Annotated in this window: 10 protein-coding genes; 3 read left to right on the top strand and 7 right to left on the bottom strand. The window is 39.6% G+C overall.

Translation table 11 applies throughout. From position 1 onward, the window contains the following. Nucleotides 1-5: 5 nt before the first annotated feature. From H5126_RS11500 to H5126_RS11480, 5 genes are all read right to left on the bottom strand, one after another. Nucleotides 6-1511 carry an MFS transporter gene (locus H5126_RS11500; protein ID WP_182721317.1) on the bottom strand — a complete coding sequence of 502 codons (1506 nt, stop codon included), beginning with the start codon at nt 1509-1511 and terminating at the stop codon, nt 6-8. Then, nucleotides 1504-3363, bottom strand: coding sequence for an alpha-amylase family glycosyl hydrolase (locus H5126_RS11495; protein WP_182715328.1), 1860 nt, complete (start codon nt 3361-3363; stop codon nt 1504-1506). Before H5126_RS11495 ends, H5126_RS11500 begins: the two co-directional genes overlap by 8 nt. Nucleotides 3364-3452: 89 nt before the next feature. Then, nucleotides 3453-5309, bottom strand: a complete 1857-nt coding sequence (locus tag H5126_RS11490) for a glycoside hydrolase family 13 protein (protein ID WP_182721316.1) — start codon at nt 5307-5309, stop codon at nt 3453-3455. Further along, nucleotides 5309-6802, bottom strand: a complete 1494-nt coding sequence (locus H5126_RS11485; protein WP_182721315.1) for a tryptophan halogenase family protein — start codon at nt 6800-6802, stop codon at nt 5309-5311. Before H5126_RS11485 ends, H5126_RS11490 begins: the two co-directional genes overlap by 1 nt. 104 nt (nt 6803-6906) lie before the next feature. Beyond that, nucleotides 6907-9699: a TonB-dependent receptor gene (locus H5126_RS11480; protein ID WP_182693524.1), complete on the bottom strand. Its 2793-nt coding sequence runs from the start codon at nt 9697-9699 to the stop codon at nt 6907-6909. Nucleotides 9700-10362: 663 nt separating this feature from the next. On the opposite strand from H5126_RS11480, the gene H5126_RS11475 reads away from it, so the two are divergent. Next, nucleotides 10363-11985 (top strand): alpha-glucosidase family protein, encoded by a 1623-nt coding sequence (locus tag H5126_RS11475; protein WP_182715325.1) that lies wholly within the window; start codon nt 10363-10365, stop codon nt 11983-11985. Between the two features lie 509 nt (nt 11986-12494). After that, nucleotides 12495-12737: a hypothetical protein gene (locus tag H5126_RS11470; protein ID WP_002959734.1), complete on the top strand. Its 243-nt coding sequence runs from the start codon at nt 12495-12497 to the stop codon at nt 12735-12737. A gap of 357 nt (nt 12738-13094) precedes the next feature. Here H5126_RS11470 and topA read toward each other — a convergent pair whose 3' ends face one another. Together topA and H5126_RS11460 are read right to left on the bottom strand one after the other, a co-directional pair. Beyond that, nucleotides 13095-15803, bottom strand: a complete 2709-nt coding sequence (gene topA, locus H5126_RS11465; protein ID WP_149602799.1) for a type I DNA topoisomerase — start codon at nt 15801-15803, stop codon at nt 13095-13097. Nucleotides 15804-16052: 249 nt separating this feature from the next. Next, on the bottom strand, nt 16053-19355 hold the full coding sequence (locus H5126_RS11460; RefSeq protein ID WP_182711330.1) for an Ig-like domain-containing protein: 3303 nt from the start codon (nt 19353-19355) through the stop codon (nt 16053-16055). A 193-nt stretch (nt 19356-19548) separates the two neighbouring features. Here H5126_RS11460 and H5126_RS11455 point away from each other — a divergent pair, with 193 nt between their 5' ends. Then, nucleotides 19549-20883 carry a dicarboxylate/amino acid:cation symporter gene (locus H5126_RS11455; RefSeq protein ID WP_024606768.1) on the top strand — a complete coding sequence of 445 codons (1335 nt, stop codon included), beginning with the start codon at nt 19549-19551 and terminating at the stop codon, nt 20881-20883. The last annotated feature ends 16 nt before the right edge of the window (nt 20884-20899 follow it).

The raw sequence follows: 20899 nt of genomic DNA, 5'->3' as shown, positions 1-20899 counted from the left end.
TGTCCTTAATTTGAATTTTTAACGCGCATTACCGCAACGGCAGCGACAACGAACGAGGCTGCACCAATTAACAATGCGTAAATAGGCTGATTAGAAAATACGTGGCGTAAAATGAGCCCTAAAATGCTGGCGGCAAGTAACTGAGGTATAACTATAAAAAAATTAAAAATACCCATGTAAACGCCCATTTTATTACTTGGCAGTGCGTTACTTAGCATGGCGTAAGGCAGCGATAAAATAGACGCCCACGCAAACCCCACCCCAATCATAGGAATAAGTAACATTTTAGGATCTTGAATAAACATAAAGCTTGCAAGACCTAACGCGCCCAGCAATAAATTAAAGCAATGCGCGCCTTTTAATCCCATTTTTTTAACTAAAAACGGAATACACATAGCGGCAATTGCGGCAAATCCATTGTAAGCGGCAAATAAAATACCCACCCAGTCAGCACCATCGTTAAATGCTTTAGAGGTTGCATCACTACTACCATAATGAAAGCTTGTTACTGCTGCGGTGGTATAAATCCACATGGCAAATAAAGTAAACCAGCTAAAAAACTGCACCCATGCAAGCTGCTTCATAGCCTCTGGCATAGTAAATACATCTTGCACTACTTGGTAAAAACCACCTTGAGTTTTGTTAGCACTTTTAAGCGCCGCTGCAATCCACTGCACAATACCAAACGCTAATAAACCACCAGCTAATAGGTATAATTCTTTTTCAAGCGATAAGCCCATTACTAATACAAGGGTTGCTAAACCCAGCACTACAAAAATAATGGCGCCTTTATTAAAGTTAATATCAACCAGTTTGCTGGTAGTTGGTTGAGCGCTTTGCTTTTCAAAAGCCGCTAATTGCTCTGGGTTATACTCTTTTGTACGTGCTACGGTCCAAAGCACAGCAACAAGTAGCACCACCCCACCCCAATAAAATGAGTATTTAACAGACTCTGGAATTTGCCCAGGCGCTGCAGTATTACTTACATCAAACCAGTTGGTCATCATCCATGGTAATGCTGAGGCTAGTACCGCACCAATACCAATAAAAAAGCTTTGTAACCCGTAACCTGTAGCGCGTTGTTTTTCTGGCAAGTTATCCCCAACAAGTGCTCTAAACGGTTCCATGGTTACGTTGATTGACGCATCCATAATCCATAACATACCGGCAGCAATCCAAAGCGTTGGCGAATGCGGCATAATAAATAGTGAAAGCGTTGTTAACACTGCGCCTATAAAAAAGAACGGACGGCGACGACCAAAGCGCCCCCATGTTTTATCGCTCCAGTAACCAATAATAGGCTGTACGATTAAACCAGTAAGCGGTGCTGCAACCCATAAAATGGGAATATCATCAACTTGTGCGCCTAATGTTTGAAATATTCGGCTCACATTGCCGTTTTGTAGTGCAAAGCCAAATTGAATACCTAAAAAACCAAAGCACATATTCCATATTTGCCAAAAACTCAGGTTTGGTTTGTTGCTGTCATAATTATTATTTTGATTATTCATGATTAGCCTTATTAGTTAAAACTGCGCTGCTAAATGCATCAAGTGTGAGGTTAAATGTAGCGCCTTGCGGGTGAGCTTTAAGCTGGGTGGTGTGATTTTCAAGTAAATCATTTAATAGCGTATTTTCACTCATTGCTCCTAATTGTGCCTTTGATAAATTAACCGTAATTGTTTGAGGTTGTTCACTAAAGTTACTTAATACGTACAGCGCTTGTTGGCCAAGTTTGCGCGTAAAACCTACAACTCGCTCACTTCCTGTAACGCTAAGCTCAGTCATTTCACCGCCTACCACAGCAGGTAAACTATTTAGTGACATAATCGCTTTGTAGTAGTCACGAAGTGCTACTTGCTCTTGTGTTAAATTAGCACCGTCAAACTTGCCATTATTCATCCATGCTTGGTGCGCTGGCACGCCAATGTAGTCAAAAATACTGGTGCGTGTAGCTGTGCCAAATCCTGCGTTTTCTGAGCCATCTTCTCCCACATCTTGACCAAAATATAATAACGTGGGTGCGCGGCTCATTAAGTTAGAAACCACCATAGCCGGTTTACCCCACACAGCGTTACCTGCAAAGTCAGGGCTCGCGATGCGTTGTTCGTCGTGGTTTTCTAAAAAGTGCAGCATGTGCGCTTCAATATCAGTAACTTGGCTTTGGGCTGCAAAAATAGTATTAGCAGCTTGCTTACCCTGCATAATGGCTTTTAGTGTGTCATAAAAGCCTACTTTGTCGTAAAGGTAGTCCATTTTACCTTGGTGAATATACGCACGGTACATTAGCGGGTTATACACTTCGGCTAACAAAAAGGCGTCGCTTTTTTGCATTTTTATCGACGAATTTAAAAAACTCCAAAACTCTACTGGCACCATTTCGGCCATGTCGTATCTAAAGCCATCAACGCCTTTATCGAGCCAAAAAAGTGCTATGTCTCTAAATTTGTACCAGCTGTTAGGAAGTTCTTTATCTTGCCAAAATGCATAATGAGCACGGTAGTCTTTATTTTTGTATTCACTTGGCAATTGAACAAAATCGTAGCTACCATCTGGCTTTACGCCATAATTTACTTTTACTGTTTCGTACCAATCGTTTATATCGGGTTTTGGTGCACGGGCACCGTTACCTGTCCATTTAGCGGGTGTTTCATCAAAAAAGCCATCCGCTAATGGGCTTTCATTACCCCCTAATACTTTGTACTCTGGCGATGTTGGCACCTGAAAAGACTGCCCTGGTACGTAGTAAAAGTTATTATTTTTATCGTACGCTTTAGTGGTGTCGTCTTGTGCGCCAAAGTCTTTAACGCCTTTAGGTTTGCCAAGGGATTGGTAATTTCGTGCTACATGGTTAGGCACTATATCAATAATGACTTTCATGCCATGGTTATGTGTACGCTCAACAAGTGCGCCAAATTCATCCATTCGCTGAGTAACATTAACTGCTAAATCAGGATTTACATCGTAGTAGTCTTTAATAGCATACGGTGAACCTGCACGGCCCTTTACTACATCGGGGTCATCTTGCGAAATGCCGTAGTCGGTATAATCGCCTACTAACGCATGGTGTAACACACCGGTATACCAAACGTGCGTGGTACCTAGCTCTTTAATGCCTTTTAGGGCTGCATCGTTAAAGTCGGCAAATTTACCTACACCATTTTGCTCTTTAGTGCCCCATGGCACATTGGCTGTTTCGGTATTACCAAACAAACGCGTAAATACTTGATATACAACCGGCTTGGTAAGCTCATTTTGCGTGTGGGTAGGTGCTTGCTGTTGTTCAGGTTTGTTATTTTCTGAACACCCTGTAGCAATAAGTGCACTACAAAGTACTGCGGATACATAAACTGATTTTTTCATTGTGTGTCTTTTTTGTCAGTATTGTTATTAACTTTATACTAAAGATTACTGCAGCAACCATACAGTTGCTGCATACGTATTCAGGTAAACTATTGAGAGGTATTTATAATTAATACCGTTGCACTCATTGCCGGTAAAGCAACTGTATTACCCAACACCTGTGTTTTGTGGGTGAATAAGTTAAGTGCTTTGGTATTTTTTGGTATTACTTCCTGCATATACTCAATATTCTTAGTTAGCTCTTTTGTGTTTTTATTCATAAATACCAACACCGTTTGCTCGTCGCTAATACGCGCGTAACTATACACGCCTTGTTGAGGCGTAAAATGTACAAGCTTTCCTTTATCTAATGCTGAGCTGTTTTTTCTAAAATTAAGCAGCGTACTAATGGTGTTATGCATGTCTTTTTGCTGTTTTGTTAGCCCCTCGCCCGTAAAGGCATTACGTGTTTGGCCTTTAAATCCACCCGGGAAGTCGATTCTAATATCACCATGGTCTTTACTTGGGGTGTTATCCAATAGTACTTCGGTGCCGTAATACATTTGCGCTATACCACGTGTGGTTAAAAATAACGTCATCGCCATTTTTGTTTTAGCTACGTCTTGGCCAAGTTCAGTATAAACACGGCTCATATCGTGGTTATCTGCAAATACCATAATGTTATCTGTATCTGGGTATAAAAAGTCATTAGCTAACGACTCATAGACTTTAACCCAGCCCGTGTTCCAGCTTTCTTCTTCATTTAGCGCTTGAATTACCGACTCTTGCAACGAAAAGTCCATCACGCTTGGTAAGCTTGATGTATAACCATCTTGGTTATGCTTGCCACGTTGCCAGTAAGAGGCAATAGCAGGGTTTGACGTCCACTCTTCTCCAACAATATTAAAGTTTGGGTACTCCTGCATTATGGCTTTTGTCCAATCACTCAAAAATGCTTTATCTGAGTAAGAGTAGGTATCAACACGAATACCACTTAAATCGGCGTATTCTATCCACCAAATAGCATTTTGAATTAAGTATTCACTTAACAGTGGCTGGCGCTGATTTAAATCGGGCATGGTTTCTACAAACCAACCATCGTTAAACTGGCGCTTGTCGTATTCACTCGCGTGTGGGTCTTGTATAGTTTGGCGCGCATGGCTTGTGGCGTTTTTACCTTTTTTAAACTCGCCATTAAAGTTAATCCAATCTTTAGTTGGCTTATCTTTAACCCAAGTATGCTCAGAGCCAAAATGGTTAAGAACCATATCCATTACCAGGCCTATGCCCTGCTCTTTTGCTTTTACCGAGAGCGTTTTATATAACTGGTTTGAGCCCATACGTGGGTCAACATTATAAAAATCTGTAATTGCATAACCATGATAAGAATAATCTGGCATGTTGTTTTCAAGCACTGGGGTAAGCCAAAGCTGTGTAACGCCTAAATTGTTTAAATACGGTAATGCGTTTATAACACCTTGAATATCACCACCGTGGCGCCCGCCCTTAGTACTAGGATCAGCGGCTTCTAACATGCTAGGAACGCTATCGTTTTGTTTATCACCATTAGCAAAGCGATCTGGGTTAATTAAATAAAGCGTATCGGATGATGTAAACCCTTGGCGGTTTGCGCTGTTTTTATTACGTTCAAGTAGTGAAAACTCAAAATTTTGACTCGCTTCGCTGGTGTTAAACACAAGCGTTCCTGCTTTAGCGGTATCAGTAATAGTAATATTTAAAAATACATAATTTGGGTTATCTGTACGGGTTACTTTATTTAACTTAACACCATTGTATTTAGCTAATTTAATTTGCTCGTTTGCAATATTTTGCTCATGCACCATGATGGTTATGGTATTTTTGTTCATGCCAACCCACCAATTAGCAGGCTCAACGTTAAGTGCGTAGCTAATGGTTGGTAAAGTACAGGCACTTACAAGTAAAAGTGTGTTTAAAAATCGCATCATCAGGCCTTTTTAATTTTTGCTAAAAAATCTTTATGAGTGGGTAATTGATCTACTGTTGAGGTAATAAGCGTTTTTAATGTAGAAAATAAGTCGTTTAGTTGTTCACTGCTTAATGAGTCAACAATACTGTTGTAATCATCGGGGATGAGGCCTTGGCCAATAAATACCTGTTGCCAAGCAACTTCGGCAAATAGTTCATCGTTTTCGCGCACTACTTTGCCAGTTTCCTTAAATAATTTGAGCTTGTGGGCCAATGAGTGAGGAATGTCCATTTGCTTGCATTGTCGCCAAAAAGCAGAATCTTCTCGCTCCGTCAGTTTGTAATGCAAAATAATAAAATCGCGTATGTGCTCTATTTCTATCACGCTTTGCTTATTAAATTCAGTAACTAAAGTTTCGCTTATGCCATTGTGTGGAAACAGCTTTATTAAACGGGTTACTGCACTTTGTATTAAGTGGATACTAGTTGACTCTAACGGCTCTAAAAAGCCACTAGCAAGACCAACCGACACCACGTTTTTATGCCACTGCTTTAAGCGCCGTCCTGTTTTAAATTTTATAACACGTGGCGCCGTAATGGGCTCAGCGGGTAAATTATTTAATAATAACTGCGTTGCTGCATCGTCAGATAAATAACGGCTACGGTACACCAAGCCATTACCTATTCGGCTTTGCAGCGGTATTTGCCACTGCCAGCCTGCGCTGTGTGCAATTGAACGCGTATAAGGTTTTAGCTCGCTAGTACCTTGAGATTGCACTGCAACGGCGCTGTCGCATGGTAAGTAATGAGACCAATCTACAAAACCTGTATTAAGGGTTTGCTCTATGAGTAAGGCGCGCTGCCCTGTAGCGTCTATAAAAAGGTCGCCATTTATCTGCTGTGTGTTATCAAGGGTTAATGATTTTATATTCCCTGATAGAGGGCATTGTTCAACCTGCTCTATTTTGGCATCAATATGATCAACACCGCGTGACATTGCGAGCTTTTTTAAAAACTCGGCATATAAAGTTGCGTCAAAATGGTACGCATAGCTTAAGCCAGGTAATTGCGTGTTAGGTATGGTATTTAATGGTGCAAACTTATGCTGTTTAGCTGCTTGGTAGTTAAGAGAAAAATCCCATAAGCTTTTTTCTGTACCGCTAATGTGCCCTTTTACCCAAAAATTGTAAAAATCGCAAAAGGGGAAGTCTTTTCCAAATGAGCCAAAAGCATGCATGTAGCTATGAGAGGTGGTTTTCCAATTTTCGAACTCAATTCCTAGTTTTATAGATGCATTAGTAGCGTTTATAAACTCTTGCTCGTTTATACCCAGTGCGTTATTAAGCTGAATAATAGGCGGAATTGTTGCTTCACCCACGCCTATAGTGCCAATAGTACTTGACTCAATAAGGGTTATTTTGATTACTTTACCTAACACTTTATTAAGCAAGGCGGCTGTTATCCACCCTGCTGTGCCCCCGCCTGCGATTACGACGTGTTTTATTGGTTTCATATTATTGTCCACGTTTACAGTTTAAAGCTTTGTTAAGTTTGATAAAGTAGCTATAAAAAAGCCCTTGTAAAACAAATTACAAGGGCTCCTACACACAACCTTTATTATAGCTGGTAGCTAAAGCCTAACAAGTAAGTGCGACCATAATCTTGGTAGTCGCGAACTTGTAGCGCGTTATCGCCAGAAAGCGATGTGAACGGCTCTTCTGTTAAGTTTTGAACTTGGAACTGAATTGATAAACCTTCAAGGCTCTCAACCCCTGCTTCAGAGAAGTCATAACCTGCCTGAATATCCCAAATTGTTTCGCCGATAATATTCACTTGCTCTGTATTAAAGCCTAATCCGTAAACATCACCTTTGAAGTCACTACGCTTACGCATGCTGGTTCGTAATTGCATGCCATTCATCTCGTAGTAAACCGTTAAGCTTTGAATTTTATCTGATAGACCCGGTAGTTCGTACTCATTGCCATTTCCATCTTCAATATCAGATTCAATACCTGTATGACTAGCAATTAAGCCAAAGCCTTCAAGAGACGGGTGGAAAATTTTAAATGGTAACGCTAGAGATATCTCGTAACCGTATAGGTCACCGCCGCCGCCATTTACTTTGCCACTGCCAGTACCTTCTGACGTAGCTGGTACTTCACCTGTTGATGGGTCCGCAACACCCGACATATCAATCGCGTAAGTACCGTCAAAAATCCACTGGGTTAAGTCTTTATAGAAAAATGCAGCAGAGAAGTAACCTTCATCACTAAAGTAGTTTTCATAAGATAAATCGTAGCCTGTTGCTTCTTTAGGTTCTAAATTAGGGTTACCACCCGATACAGACCAAAAGTTACCGTTTTCATCCGGTGTATCATTATATGATGCATTAACAGAGGCGTTCATTTCATCTATACGCGCACGTGAGATTGTTTTAGCTGCGCCAAAACGTATTGTTTGCTGCTCATCAATCGCAAGTGATAAATTTAAGCTTGGTAAAACGTGAGAATAATCGTGACCAATATCTGTAGGTGAAGTAATGACTAGACCAGTATTCCCATCTACACCAAAAGCATTACCTTGAGAGGATTGATCTGTATGAACATAGCGCACCCCAACATTACCAGTTAATGGAAGACCACTTACTTCTGCATTAATATTAGCTTGTGCAAATGCTGAGGTGATTTCTTCTTTTACTGTCCACGACTTAGTTGCATGAGTTGAGCTAGTTAAACTTTCGTCAAGGGTTTCATAGTAACCATCATTAACTAAACCATTTACATCATAGGCTATCATGTCGCCTAGCCCAATAAAGTCAAGGCCAACACTGCCTAAACGGTATTGCTCAGGTACACTAAGCATTCCTGGGTTTTCAAGAGAAAAATCAGTTAAAGTCAAGAAGTAACCTTGCGAAGATTTAGACTTTTCACGCTCTTTATAACCTAAGCCAAATTCAATTGAGCTAATGTATTCGTTTTCTAGTACTTTAGACGCTGCAAGTTTTAATGTAACTAATTCATCTTCAATAGTTGGAGCATTAATAAAACCGTCTTGAGCTTGGTTTTCATACTCTGTGCCAGTTAATCCATATGCATCATTTAGTGCAGAGCTTGCACCCCACGAAAGCGGCCCACCTAATTGAATTAGATCATAATCGCTGTAATCTAAGTCATGTGAAAAAGTAGCGCCAGTATTGCCACCATTAAAAGCATAACCTAAGTTATCTGCTACACCGCGAGAATCACCACGCCCTGTACCTGAGTAGCTTTCTATACTCCAAATTTTACGGTCAACTTGCGAGTAGCTTGCGTCAAATTCTACTGACCATGAATCATCAATATCGTATTTAGTGTTAAATCCAAATGCAGTTAGTTCAGCATCACGCTCTTGGTAATCGTTACGCACAACAACACGTTGGCCTTGTGTTACAGCACTTGTTATAAATCCACTTTCTGCATCTACTATAGCACTGCTTGCATCAATACTACCTTGACCCCAAGCAAAAGGAACTTCAATGCCGCGCAAAATTTGCTCGTCTGTAAAGTCTACATACAACGCATCAAACGTCATATTTAGTTTATCTGTAGGCGCTGCCTCTAGAACAAGCATTGCTGAATCACGTTCAAGCGTTGATGAACGAACATATGGTTTAGCACCGCCTAAAATTGAATACGAGTTACCATCTTCAGCAGTGAATTCAGGGTACCCCCATGAATTCCAACGTTTTTCTTGGTTTGGCGAGCTCATGGTGTTTAGTGCAAATGCAATACCAATGGTGTCATCAGCAAACTGGTCGATATATGAGAAAGTGCCACGGTAACCGTCGTCGTTGCCGTCAGGGTTTAATTTATCAAAGCTTGTTTGCTCATACTGTCCATTTACTTGAACAACACGTTCACCTTTACTTAGTGGGCGAACTGTTTGCATGTTAATTATGCCCGCAATACCCTCTGCATCTAAATTTGCACTTGGTGTTTTATAAACAGTTACACCGCTCATAATTTCTGATGGGTAAAGGTCAAATTCTACGCCGCGGTTATCACTAATAGATACTTGCTCGCGGCCATTAAATGTGGTGCCACTTTCGTTTTCACCAAAACCACGAATTGATACTCTACTTGCGCGACCATCTAGGCGTTGTGCTGTTAAACCTGGTAAGCGTGCAATAGACTCAGCAATAGATGAATCAGGTAGCTTACCTATATCTTCTGCTGAAATTGACTCAACGACTTGAGTAGAAAAACGCTTTGTGTTGATTGATTCTACAACACTGCCACGAAAGCCTTTTACTTCGATAACCTCAACGTCATCATTTTTAGCTGTATCTTCTTGTGCTGCTACAGAGGCAAAGCTTGCTAATCCTGCAGTAGCCATTGCCAACGTTAATATACTTGGTTTGAACATAGACATGATGTTTTTCCCGTTACCCATATTGTGATACTCGCTTCTTTATTTGAGTGATAGTCAAACAGGCGAGCTAATTTTGTTGTCAGGATGAATATTAACGCCAGCTTTATTTTATTAACAACTTTATGCATACGTATTCAACAGTTATAGCACGACTTCAGATTAATAAAAACCTTGCCAAACAAACATTAAACTATTGATTTTGTTGTAAATAAAATTATTGAAAATGACGCAATCAACATTACATGTAAAATCTACTGTATCAAAAACTAAAAGTTAACAGGACGCAATGTAAACAAAGTGAAACTAATTAGTATCGCTATTCAAAATAAGAAATATTAGACACAATTCAAATGTTTAATTGGTCAGACCATTAAATTCAAAACATAAAATATATTTTCTCTTGTATGACAAACCGTTATGTTTAATAAAAGTCAGAAAGTAAGTGAGCACCATAATTGGTAAAAATCCAACACATAAATAAAACACCTTTAAGCTAGCTATAAGTACTTATTTTTAATAATTTAATTGCGTTAATTTTAGTGCATACGTATGCAGACTTTTTACAGTGTACAAGGCTTCACGTATGCTTTTTGCAAATAACGTGATTAATCGTAATCACAAATAAAAATAGTCTAAATACTGTGTGGAATGACGGAGAAAAGCATGACCCAAAAGCAGTGGTATAAAGGTGCGGTTATTTATCAAGTTTATCCGCGTAGCTTTCAAGATAGCAACAACGATGGCATTGGTGATTTAAGAGGGATTATTAATCGTATTGATTACATTAAAAGCTTAGGCGTTGATGCTATTTGGATTTCACCTTTTTTCAAATCGCCAATGAAAGACTTTGGCTATGATATTAGCGACTATCGTGACATTGACCCGCTTTTTGGTGACCTAAATGATTTTGATGAGCTAATAAGCGAAGCCCACACTCGTAATATTAAAATAATTATTGATCAGGTGTTAAGCCATACATCAGATCAACACCAATGGTTTACTGATAGCCGTGAAAATCAAAATAACAGTAAAGCCGACTGGTATGTTTGGGCTGACGCAAAAGATGATGGAACAGCCCCAAACAACTGGCTATCTATTTTTGGTGGTGGTGCTTGGCAGTGGGAGCCTCGTCGCGGGCAATACTACCTACATAATTTTTTAACCGAACAACCGGATCTTAACTTTCATAACCCAGATGTTCGAAAAGCTGTGCTTGATAATGTTGAGTTTTGGCTTAAAAAAGGCGTTGATGGTTTTAGGCTTGATGCAATTAATTTTTGCTATCACGACGCGCAATTACGTGATAATCCGGCTAAACCAAAAGATAAGCGCCAGGGTCGTGGTTTTAGTGAAGATAATCCGTATGCATTTCAGTACCATTACTACAATAATACTCAGCCTGAAAATATTGAGTTTATGCAAGATATTCGCACATTACTTAATAAATACCCAGGTACTGTATCGCTTGGCGAAATCTCATCAGAAGATTCATTAGCTACAATGGCGCAGTACACCCAAGGTGGCGACAAACTGCACATGGGTTATAGCTTTGAGCTATTAACAAATGATTACTCAAGTGAATATATTAGAACTACGGTTCAAACTCTAGAACAACGTATGACTGAAGGCTGGCCATGCTGGGCATTTAGTAATCATGATGTAGAGCGCGTAGCGAGCCGCTGGAGCGAAAATGGCGAAGTAAACCCTCAACAATGTAAAATGCTAACCGCCCTATTAGCTTCTCTTCGCGGCAGCGTGTGTATGTATCAAGGTGAAGAGCTAGGTCTGGGTGAAGCAAGTGTGGCATTTGAAGATTTACAAGACCCATACGGCATTACATTTTGGCCTAATTTTAAAGGGCGTGATGGCTGTAGAACACCAATGCCTTGGGATCTAGCTGATTCATCTCATGCAGGTTTTAGTGAAGTAAAACCTTGGCTACCCGTTGATAATGCACATAAGCAGCAATCAGTAGCTATACAAACAGATGATAACAACTCAATTTTAAATGCCTACCGTGAGTTTATGGCATGGCGAAAAAGCCAAACAGTTTTACTTGAAGGTGATATTGAATTTATAGAAACGCCAGAGCCTGTGCTTGCTTTTTATAGAACGCTTGGAAAGCAAAGAATGCTTTGTATGTTCAATCTCAGCGCTAAGCAAACAAGTATTGATATGCCAACATCAATCGTTAAAGAATACACCGAGCTTAGCCACCACAGCGCAAAGTTAGACCGAGGCACCACAATACTTGAGCCTTACGCATGTTTTTACGCTCAGTGTTAATGACTCAAAAGTTACGTTTAGTGTATACGTAAGCGCGTTACACACGAAAAAGCCCAAGCTATTCACTTGGGCTTTTTTTATTTAACGCATTCTAGTGACTTTTAGTTTCAACATTTAGACATTCAGTTAAAGCAAATAATACGGCTGATATTACAAATTTAAAATATCCTCATAGCAGAAATATACAATGACGCTTATGCATTTCATTTTTGAACCTAAAAAATCACTTTTCCTAAAACAATCTAAAGGTTATTAATATAAAGCGCAGAATCAAGTTTTCTTAGCTACTAAATATATTACTCCAGCTGATAATGCTGTACTTACTAAAGTTTAAAAACCGACAAGTAAATTACTCATCCTCACGATAAAAAAATTTCGTTATCTTTTATTTCAATTTCGATTAAAAATCAACATACCAACAGAGTTGTTCTGGATTGGGCACTACTGATTTATACCTAACTTTAAACTGGATAAATCAGTCATCACACCATTTTTTTAGGAATAAACGAATGAAAAAAGCATTGCTAGCACTAATCGTAGCACCACTATTTGCAGTATCTGCGACTTACGCGGTTGCAGACGATGCGCCAACAGCTTCAGCCGAAATGATAAAAGAATACACAGAAATGTGTGTTAACTGGGCTAAAGATGATGACGTAAGCAATGAAGAGCTAAATGCCTACGTATTAAAATGCGTAAATGATGAGCTTGAATCTGAAGGCTATAAAAAAGTATCTTCTGTTAAGATTTAATTATACCAATTACATTTAATTAGTGATCAATTATAGCGCTAAGAATAAAGCTCAATAGCTAAGCGAAAAAGCATGACATATATTTGTTCTCGGCAGCTGCTCCCTGCAATGCCTACTGTCTGCATCTATGCAGTCATATATGAATAGTTTTTAACGCAGTAACTGAGTTATTTAATACGCTAAAATGACCATGTTTTTAATCAAATTGGTAACACGCTTAGGTGAATGTACTGCTAATAAAGCCGTTGCGAAAGCATTCAACTAGGCACAAAAAAACCGGAATAGACACAAGCTGTGCATTCCGGTTTTTTTATGATTTTTTAAATCTACAAAAGCTATGAATAAGCAATAACGAGCTTATTCATCTTCTTTTTTAGCTTTCGCTTTAGGCTTAGCTTTAGCTGGTGCCTTTTTTGCAGCTGCTTTCTTTTTAGGCGCTGCTTTTTTCTTCGCTTCTTCTGTCCATTTACCTGCTTCATAATGAGCAGTCCAGCCGGTAGCTTTACCGTCAACTTCAGTCATAACATACTGAGATTTATTTTTACGGCTATAGCGTACAACAGCAAGATTACCATCAGGATCTTTAGCTGGTGCATCTGCTAAATAATAAAACTTAGGCGAAATGCGGTCTCTAAAGCGTTTTAGTTCTTCAACCTTGGGTGCTCGTGTTTCACGTGACTTAGGAAAAGTATTTGCGGCTAAAAATATACCCGCAGCGCCATCACGTAAAACAAAATACGCATCTGACTTCTCACACTCTAATTCAGTAATGTGAACAGGATCTTCTTTTGGTGGAGCAGCCTCACCATTTTTAAGTAACTTACGTGTGTTCTTACACTCGTCGTTATTGCAACCAAAGTACTTACCAAAGCGACCCGATTTAAGCTCCATGTCAGAACCGCACTTATCACATTCGATAATTGGTCCGTCGTAGCCTTTAATTTTAAAGGTACCTTCTTCAACTATATGCCCTTTACATGCTGGGTTATTACCACACACATGTAGTTTACGGGTTTCGTCAATTAGGTATGAGTCCATTGCAGTTTCACAAATAGGACAACGCTTCATCTGCATTAATTTTTCGGTTTCTACGTCTTCGACATCAGCAGCAACCGCTTCATCGCCCGACACTAAGTTCATTGTTGTAGTACAACGCTCTTTTGGCGGAAGGCTGTAACCAGTACACCCTAAGAAAACACCGGTTGAAGCCGTACGTATGCCCATTTTGCGGCTACATGTAGGACATTCTATATCGGTTTCAACCATCTCATTAAGACGCATGCCACCATTCTCTGGCTCGTCTTTAGCGACAGTTAGTTGCGTTGAAAAATCAGCATAAAACTTATCTAAAACTTGAGTCCATACACGCTCGCCTTCAGCAATGTCATCTAAACGACCTTCCATTTTAGCTGTAAAATCAAAGTTCATTAAATCAGTGAAGTTTTCAACTAAGCGGTCAGTAACAATTTCACCCATTTTTTCAGCAAAGAAACGGCGATTTTCTACACGTACATAACCACGATCTTGAATTGTTGATATAATCGACGCATAAGTAGATGGACGACCAATACCACGCTTTTCAAGCTCTTTTACTAAACTAGCTTCACTAAAGCGAGCTGGCGGCTTAGTAAAATGCTGCTTAGGATCAAGTTCTATTAAAGTAAGTATTTCACCTTCTTTAACAGCTGGCAGTGATTGATCTTCTTCGTTCTTTTTACGCACCGCAGGTTGTACTTTTGTCCAACCGTCAAAGCGAAGCACGCGGCCTTTTGCTTTGAGCTGGAAATCGTTAGCTGCAACAGTCAGTGTTGTTAAGTCGTATTCAGCAGGTACCATTTGACACGCTACAAACTGACGCCAAATTAACTCATACAGCTTTTTAGCATCGGCATCTACGCCTTCGATATGACCAGACAACACTGTAACGCTTGAAGGACGAATTGCCTCATGCGCTTCTTGTGCATTGCCTTTAGAGCTATAGTTAATTGGATCTTTTGGTAAATATTTAGCACCAAACTCGTTCGTTACATACTCACGACACATTTCAACCGCATCTTTTGAAAGATTGGTTGAATCGGTACGCATATAAGTAATATAACCGCCTTCATACAAACGCTGAGCGAGCATCATAGTCTTTTTAACGCCATAACCTAGGCGTGTACTTGCCGCTTGTTGCATGGTTGAAGTAATTAATGGCGCACTTGGGCGACTTTTACTTGGTTTTTCTTCAACGCTAATTACTTTGTATTCTGCATTCTCAAGGCTTTTAACAGCTGCGCTAGCCTGAGCTTCATTTACAGGCTTAAATGCCTTTCCTGCTTGTTTGGTTACTTCTAAGCGTAACTCAGACTCAGTATTCTTAACATCAGCGTGAATATCCCAAAACTCTTCAGGGATAAATGCCTTAATTTCACGTTCACGCTCAACTAATAAGCGTACCGCAACAGACTGAACTCGTCCTGCAGATAGACCACGTGCAACTTTTGCCCACAACAAAGGAGAAACCATAAAGCCTACAACACGGTCTAAAAAGCGTCGTGTTTGCTGAGCGTAAACCATGTCAGTATTAAGCTCACCTGGTGTTTCGAAGGCTTGTTGTATTGCGTTTTTGGTAATCTCGTTAAAAACTACGCGCTTATACTTTTCAGGTTCGCCGCCAATGATTTCTTGAAGGTGCCAAGCAATTGCTTCCCCTTCTCTATCCAAATCCGTTGCGAGGTATATTTGATCTGCATTTTCAGCCAGCTTTTGTAATTCTTGAACAACCTTCTCTTTACCTGGCAGGATTTCATAATGCGGCTCCCAACCTTGCTCAGGATCAATACCCATACGCGCGACTAGGTTAGTATAATCTCGTTGCTTTTTATACGCTGCTTTCTCTTCAGGTTCCATTTTGCGAACTTCTGCTGGCGTTTTAGTTGCCGGCACTTTAGCTTTGCTCGAACCTGAAGTAGGTAAATCACGTACATGCCCAATACTGGACTTTACGATGAAGTCATTACCTAAATATTTATTAATTGTTTTAGCCTTAGCAGGTGACTCTACAATTACTAGCGATTTGCCCATAGTTGCCTATTTCTAACCAAATATTAAAAATGTGTTTTGCCGACATAAGCGGCGCGAATATTTATAGGTATATCTACAAACACTAGTTGTTACAAGCTTTTAATACAAACTTTTCAGTATTTACTGAATAAACGAACAATTTTTGTCGTTAAATTAAACAAACAGGTGTTTTTAGATTAATTGATGTGGAATATATAGAACAGAAACAAAAATGCCAACCTAAAGGTTGGCATTTTTTATTTTAAACGATTATAAATCGTCGACTACTGAAACTGAAAATGGTGAAACTAAACCTGAAGGAGCTTCAACTGATATATTTAAGCTACCCGATGGACTATCGTTACCACCTGTCAAAGGTTCCCGTTTAATACCAAAAGAAACACCTACTGGAACAAAGCTCGTAGTATTAGGAAATACATAACTAGTTTCGCCAGTAATTTCACCGTTATCAGTACTAATAGATACCTCAGTACCTGCAGGCATAGGATTATTATACATATCTGCAATATACATAATCAGACTGACACTACTAGTCCCTGTTGGAGTCTGGGTTAAATCTATTTCACTGACTTGACACATCTGTTGGCTTGTTGGATCAGCTTGTGAGCGACGTACTAATGGGCTCGCTGGATCACTGTTTATATGCACCTCAGAAGCTGTTACGCCTGCAATAGCAGAGCAATCATCAGCATAGGTTACTAATCTAAAGAATGCCGCATCACCCGACATAACAATCTCTTGGTTTTGAAATACATTAACCAATTGACGGCTACATAGTCCTGCGGTTTCGTCTTCTTCACGACATAGTAAACCATTGTATAAACCGTTTTGGGTAGTCCAAGAACCATTACCATCAAAATCTACGAACTCTTCAAACTCATCACCTGTTGAATTGTCACGAGAACATGGGTCTGTTCCATCACTACAATCTTTGCCGCCAAAAGTACCATCTTCATTGTTATCAATAAAAGCTTCTGGGATATCAAATAAATCATCAAAGAAGTCTTCGCTATCAAAGTAACCATTACCATTTAAGTCTGAAAAAGTCTCTTCACCAATAGCATATGCATGAACGGTTGCTCGTCCACCAAGTGGTAAATCTATTGTAAGATCATTATTTAAAATACCTAATGGGCACGGTAATCCACCATCACATTTTTGAGCAATTGTATTTTCGTACATTGAATCAGTAAAAGGACGCGGGTTGCTACTTGTCCAAGTAACGCTACATGCTCCATTCGTTGTAGTACAACTTGGCTCAATAACTCCACCTTCTGTAATAAAAGTAACGGCCGTACCATCTGGAACAGGATTATTAAAGTGATCGGCTAAACGTGCGTTAACCGCTACTGTATTACCATCAACATTTAATGCATGGGGATTGAAAATAGAACGCGATAGCGAAAAACTATTTTGATCAGCTATACCTGTACTAACAACAAGAATATCTGAAGGGGCTGTTACAACAACTGTATTACCTTCTACCTCTTCTTCACTTGATGCAATAACACGTACAGGTGTTGCAATCGAACCCGATAGTACTGATGTCTTCACTTCGCCACTGGCATTAGTAATAGCGCTGGCAGTGCCTAATGTAATGCCACCTACAGCAGTTGAAAGTTCAAAGTTAACCGTTCTTGACGCTAAATCGTTCCCGTTTGAATCGACAAGTTTGAAAGTCACTTCTGAAATTTCAGTACGGTCAGCACCACCAGTACCTTTTAATGCAATTACAGGCTCTGTAACATCTATAAACTGTAAAAAACCAATATTTGCAGGTGATACATTAATTGTAGTATTTGCAGAAACGGTATCTCCACCAGTAATAACCGTTGCTGTAATAATATCACCACCCACACAAGTTAAAGGGCGATATGTAGAACGTGCAAATCCACCAATACTAGTCACTGTTTCATCAATTGATGCCTGCCCCGAACTTACACAGCCCGATGAGAATTCAACCGTTAATGGAGTTGTATATAACTCACCATCTTTAGAAATTTCAATAGAAATTAGAGCCGTAGCCCCTGCCGCTAATAGCTCATCATCAGCAATAGAGCTCGAAATAGAAATTTCGATATCTACCGCAGCAATCTGAAACGCTTTAGTCAAGTTACTATCAAGTACAGACACGGTGATTTCACCTGCCCCTACATCTTGCCCAGGAACAATATCGAGTAGTGCGATACCATTTGCATCTGTAATTGCAGTGCCTGTTGAAGGAGTAATAGATCCAATAGTAGTAGTAGCGGTTACTAAAGCTTGAGTAAGTGGTGTTGTAGAGTCTTCATTAGTCACTTCAATAAATAAAATAGCTGAAGAATCACCTGAAATACTTGTTACCTCTTCACATAAACTTGCATCTCTAGTTGTTTTAAAATCAACCGGACAGTTTTGCAAAATTTTAAAATTGATATCCGCAGTGCTTTGATCTGGGTTTACAGCATCGCCTCGGGTGTAAAAGCCCAACGTTTTCTCCACACCTTCATACTGTGCGGTTATTAAACCAGCACCTTCGACAGTACCTGAAGTTAAATTAAGTGAAGCTATACCATTTTCGTTTGTTAATGCTGTTCCAATGCTTGGGATAAGATTACCTAGGGTAGAAGAAAAATTAACAACGGCCCCCTCTACTTTAATACCATCACCATCAAGAACAGTTGCTTTAACCACACCACTATCGGCTGCACTAATGGTACTAATTTCGGTCAATGAAGTCGAAGATGTAAGACTCAATCCTATAGAAAAGTCTAACGACTCACCCTGAACGGGTGCATCACCTTCGGTAGTAAATGTATAACCATCAGAGCTGTAAACAATGTTTTCATTATCAGTGTAGGTTGCAACTATAGAACCTGCACCAACTTCTGTACCAGCTAGAAGGCTTATTGTTGCAATGCCTTGAGCATTTGTTAGTGCTGTGCCGTTAGTTGGATTGATTGTTCCTAAACCAGTGAGTACGAATTCAACAAGCTTAAATGCAGCAGGCTCTCCATCAATCTCTAGCTCAACTTGAACAGTAAGAGGGTTTGAATAATCAACATTACGAGTATTCTCACCTGAACTGTTTACAGCTGTGATATTTAACTGAGGTTCTGTTGACGCGGTACCATCAGATTCAAAAGCAAATGTATCCGTGTAACTGACACTATCAATCGTAAAAGTGGCTGTAACTTCACCTGCACCTGCACTTGAACCTGCTATTAGTTCAATAGTCGCTACGCCATCTGATTGAGTAAGAGCGGTACCTGCTACTGGGTCTAGCTCACCAATAGAATCCGCTAACGTGAATGTAATACGCTCGCCAGACACTGCATCACCATCTTCATTAACTAAACTAGCTCTTAATTCTAAAGGAGCATCAGCAGTAACACTATTCGACTCAGTATCACTCGCTTTCAAATAACCTTTCAAACTTATTGTATAGGTTGATGTTTCCGTCGTGGAATCACCATCACTAATAGAGCCGTCTTTTTCAAGTGACCCACCGCCACCACAGGCTGTGAGTAAAAAACTTAGCAATGAAATGCCGAGCAGTCGCATTAAAGGCATGAACCTCTCCCTAGCGTTGTTATTATAATCAAAATTAATTTTCACTTAATATTAACCTATAACTTAGTCTAAAATCTCAGTTTTTTATTACTTTTTTGCGCAAAATAATTTTAAATAAATACCAATTTTTTCTGTAGTAAATATTTCCTTGCTGGTAGTCTATGGCAAATTTATAAAATGTAGATCAGGGAATATGTCAAAAATCCGTTCAATGAGTTTAACCACTCGCATCATGATTGGTATGGCGCTTGGGGTTGCAGTAGGTTTTATATTTCAGGCTATATTAGCTGGTGAAGACGATTATCTAATACCACTTGGGTTATTCTCTTTGCCAATTAAAGCCTTTTTTGTTGATGGTATTTTCCATGTTGGTGGCCAAATATTTATTGCCAGCTTAAAAATGTTAGTTGTGCCTCTTGTTTTTGTATCGCTCGTTTGTGGTACCTGTAGCTTAAGTGACCCTAAAAAACTAGGCCGCCTAGGTGGTAAATCTATTGGTTTATATTTATTAACTACGGCTATTGCTATAACGGTGGCTATTACACTTGCCTTATTATTTAGCCCTGGTGAAGGTATAAGCTTGCCATCCAATGCAACTTATGATGCCAAAGAAGCGCCTACCCTTGCACGTGTAATTATAGATATGTTTCCTACTAACCCATTTGAAGCCATGGCCAAGGGTAATATGCTTCAAGTTATAGTGTTTGCACTATTATTTGGTGTAGCAATGGCATTAAGTGGTAAAACAGGCAAACGCGTAGCAAGTGTTTTTGAAGATTTAAACACAGTAATCTTAAAACTAGTTACGCTGTTAATGAACATTGCACCTTATGGCGTGTTCTTTTTAATGGCAAAACTATTTACAACAATTGAGCTTAACTTAATTGTTAGCCTAGCCAAATACTTTGGCGTTGTAGTGCTTGCACTGTTATTACATGCTTTCGTAAACTACACATTGCTTTTAAAAATATTAACGGGCTTAAACCCGCTTATTTTCTTAGCAAAAATGAAGCACACATGCTTATTTGCATTTAGTACCTCGAGCTCAAGCGCAACTATGCCTATTACACTTGAAACTGCTACTAAAAAACTAGGTGCTAATAACTCGGTTGCCTCATTTACTATCCCACTGGGTGCTACCATTAACATGGATGGCACTGCCATCATGCAAGGTGTGGCTACCGTATTCATTGCACAAGTGTTTAGTGTAGATTTAACAATTTCTGATTATCTAATGGTTATACTAACAGCAACACTTGCCTCTGTAGGTACAGCAGGCGTACCAGGTGTTGGTTTAATAATGCTCGCGATGGTACTTAACCAAGTTGGCTTACCTGTAGAAGGGATTGCAATTATTATCGGTGTAGATAGATTACTTGATATGACACGTACAGCAGTTAATGTAACCGGTGATTGTATGGTTACCTGTGTTGTTGCCAAGTCTGAAGGTGAACTTGATGAGAGCATCTTTAACGACCCTAATGCAGCTAAAGACTTAGAAGATTATCATAAGTCTATTGACTCATAAGCTACATTTATACAGC

The organism is Pseudoalteromonas sp. SG45-3 (assembly GCF_014164075.1).
GTDB lineage: Bacteria > Pseudomonadota > Gammaproteobacteria > Enterobacterales > Alteromonadaceae > Pseudoalteromonas > Pseudoalteromonas distincta.
Note: the sequence above shows the minus strand (reverse complement) of the source record. Positions and strands in the feature narration are given on the sequence as shown.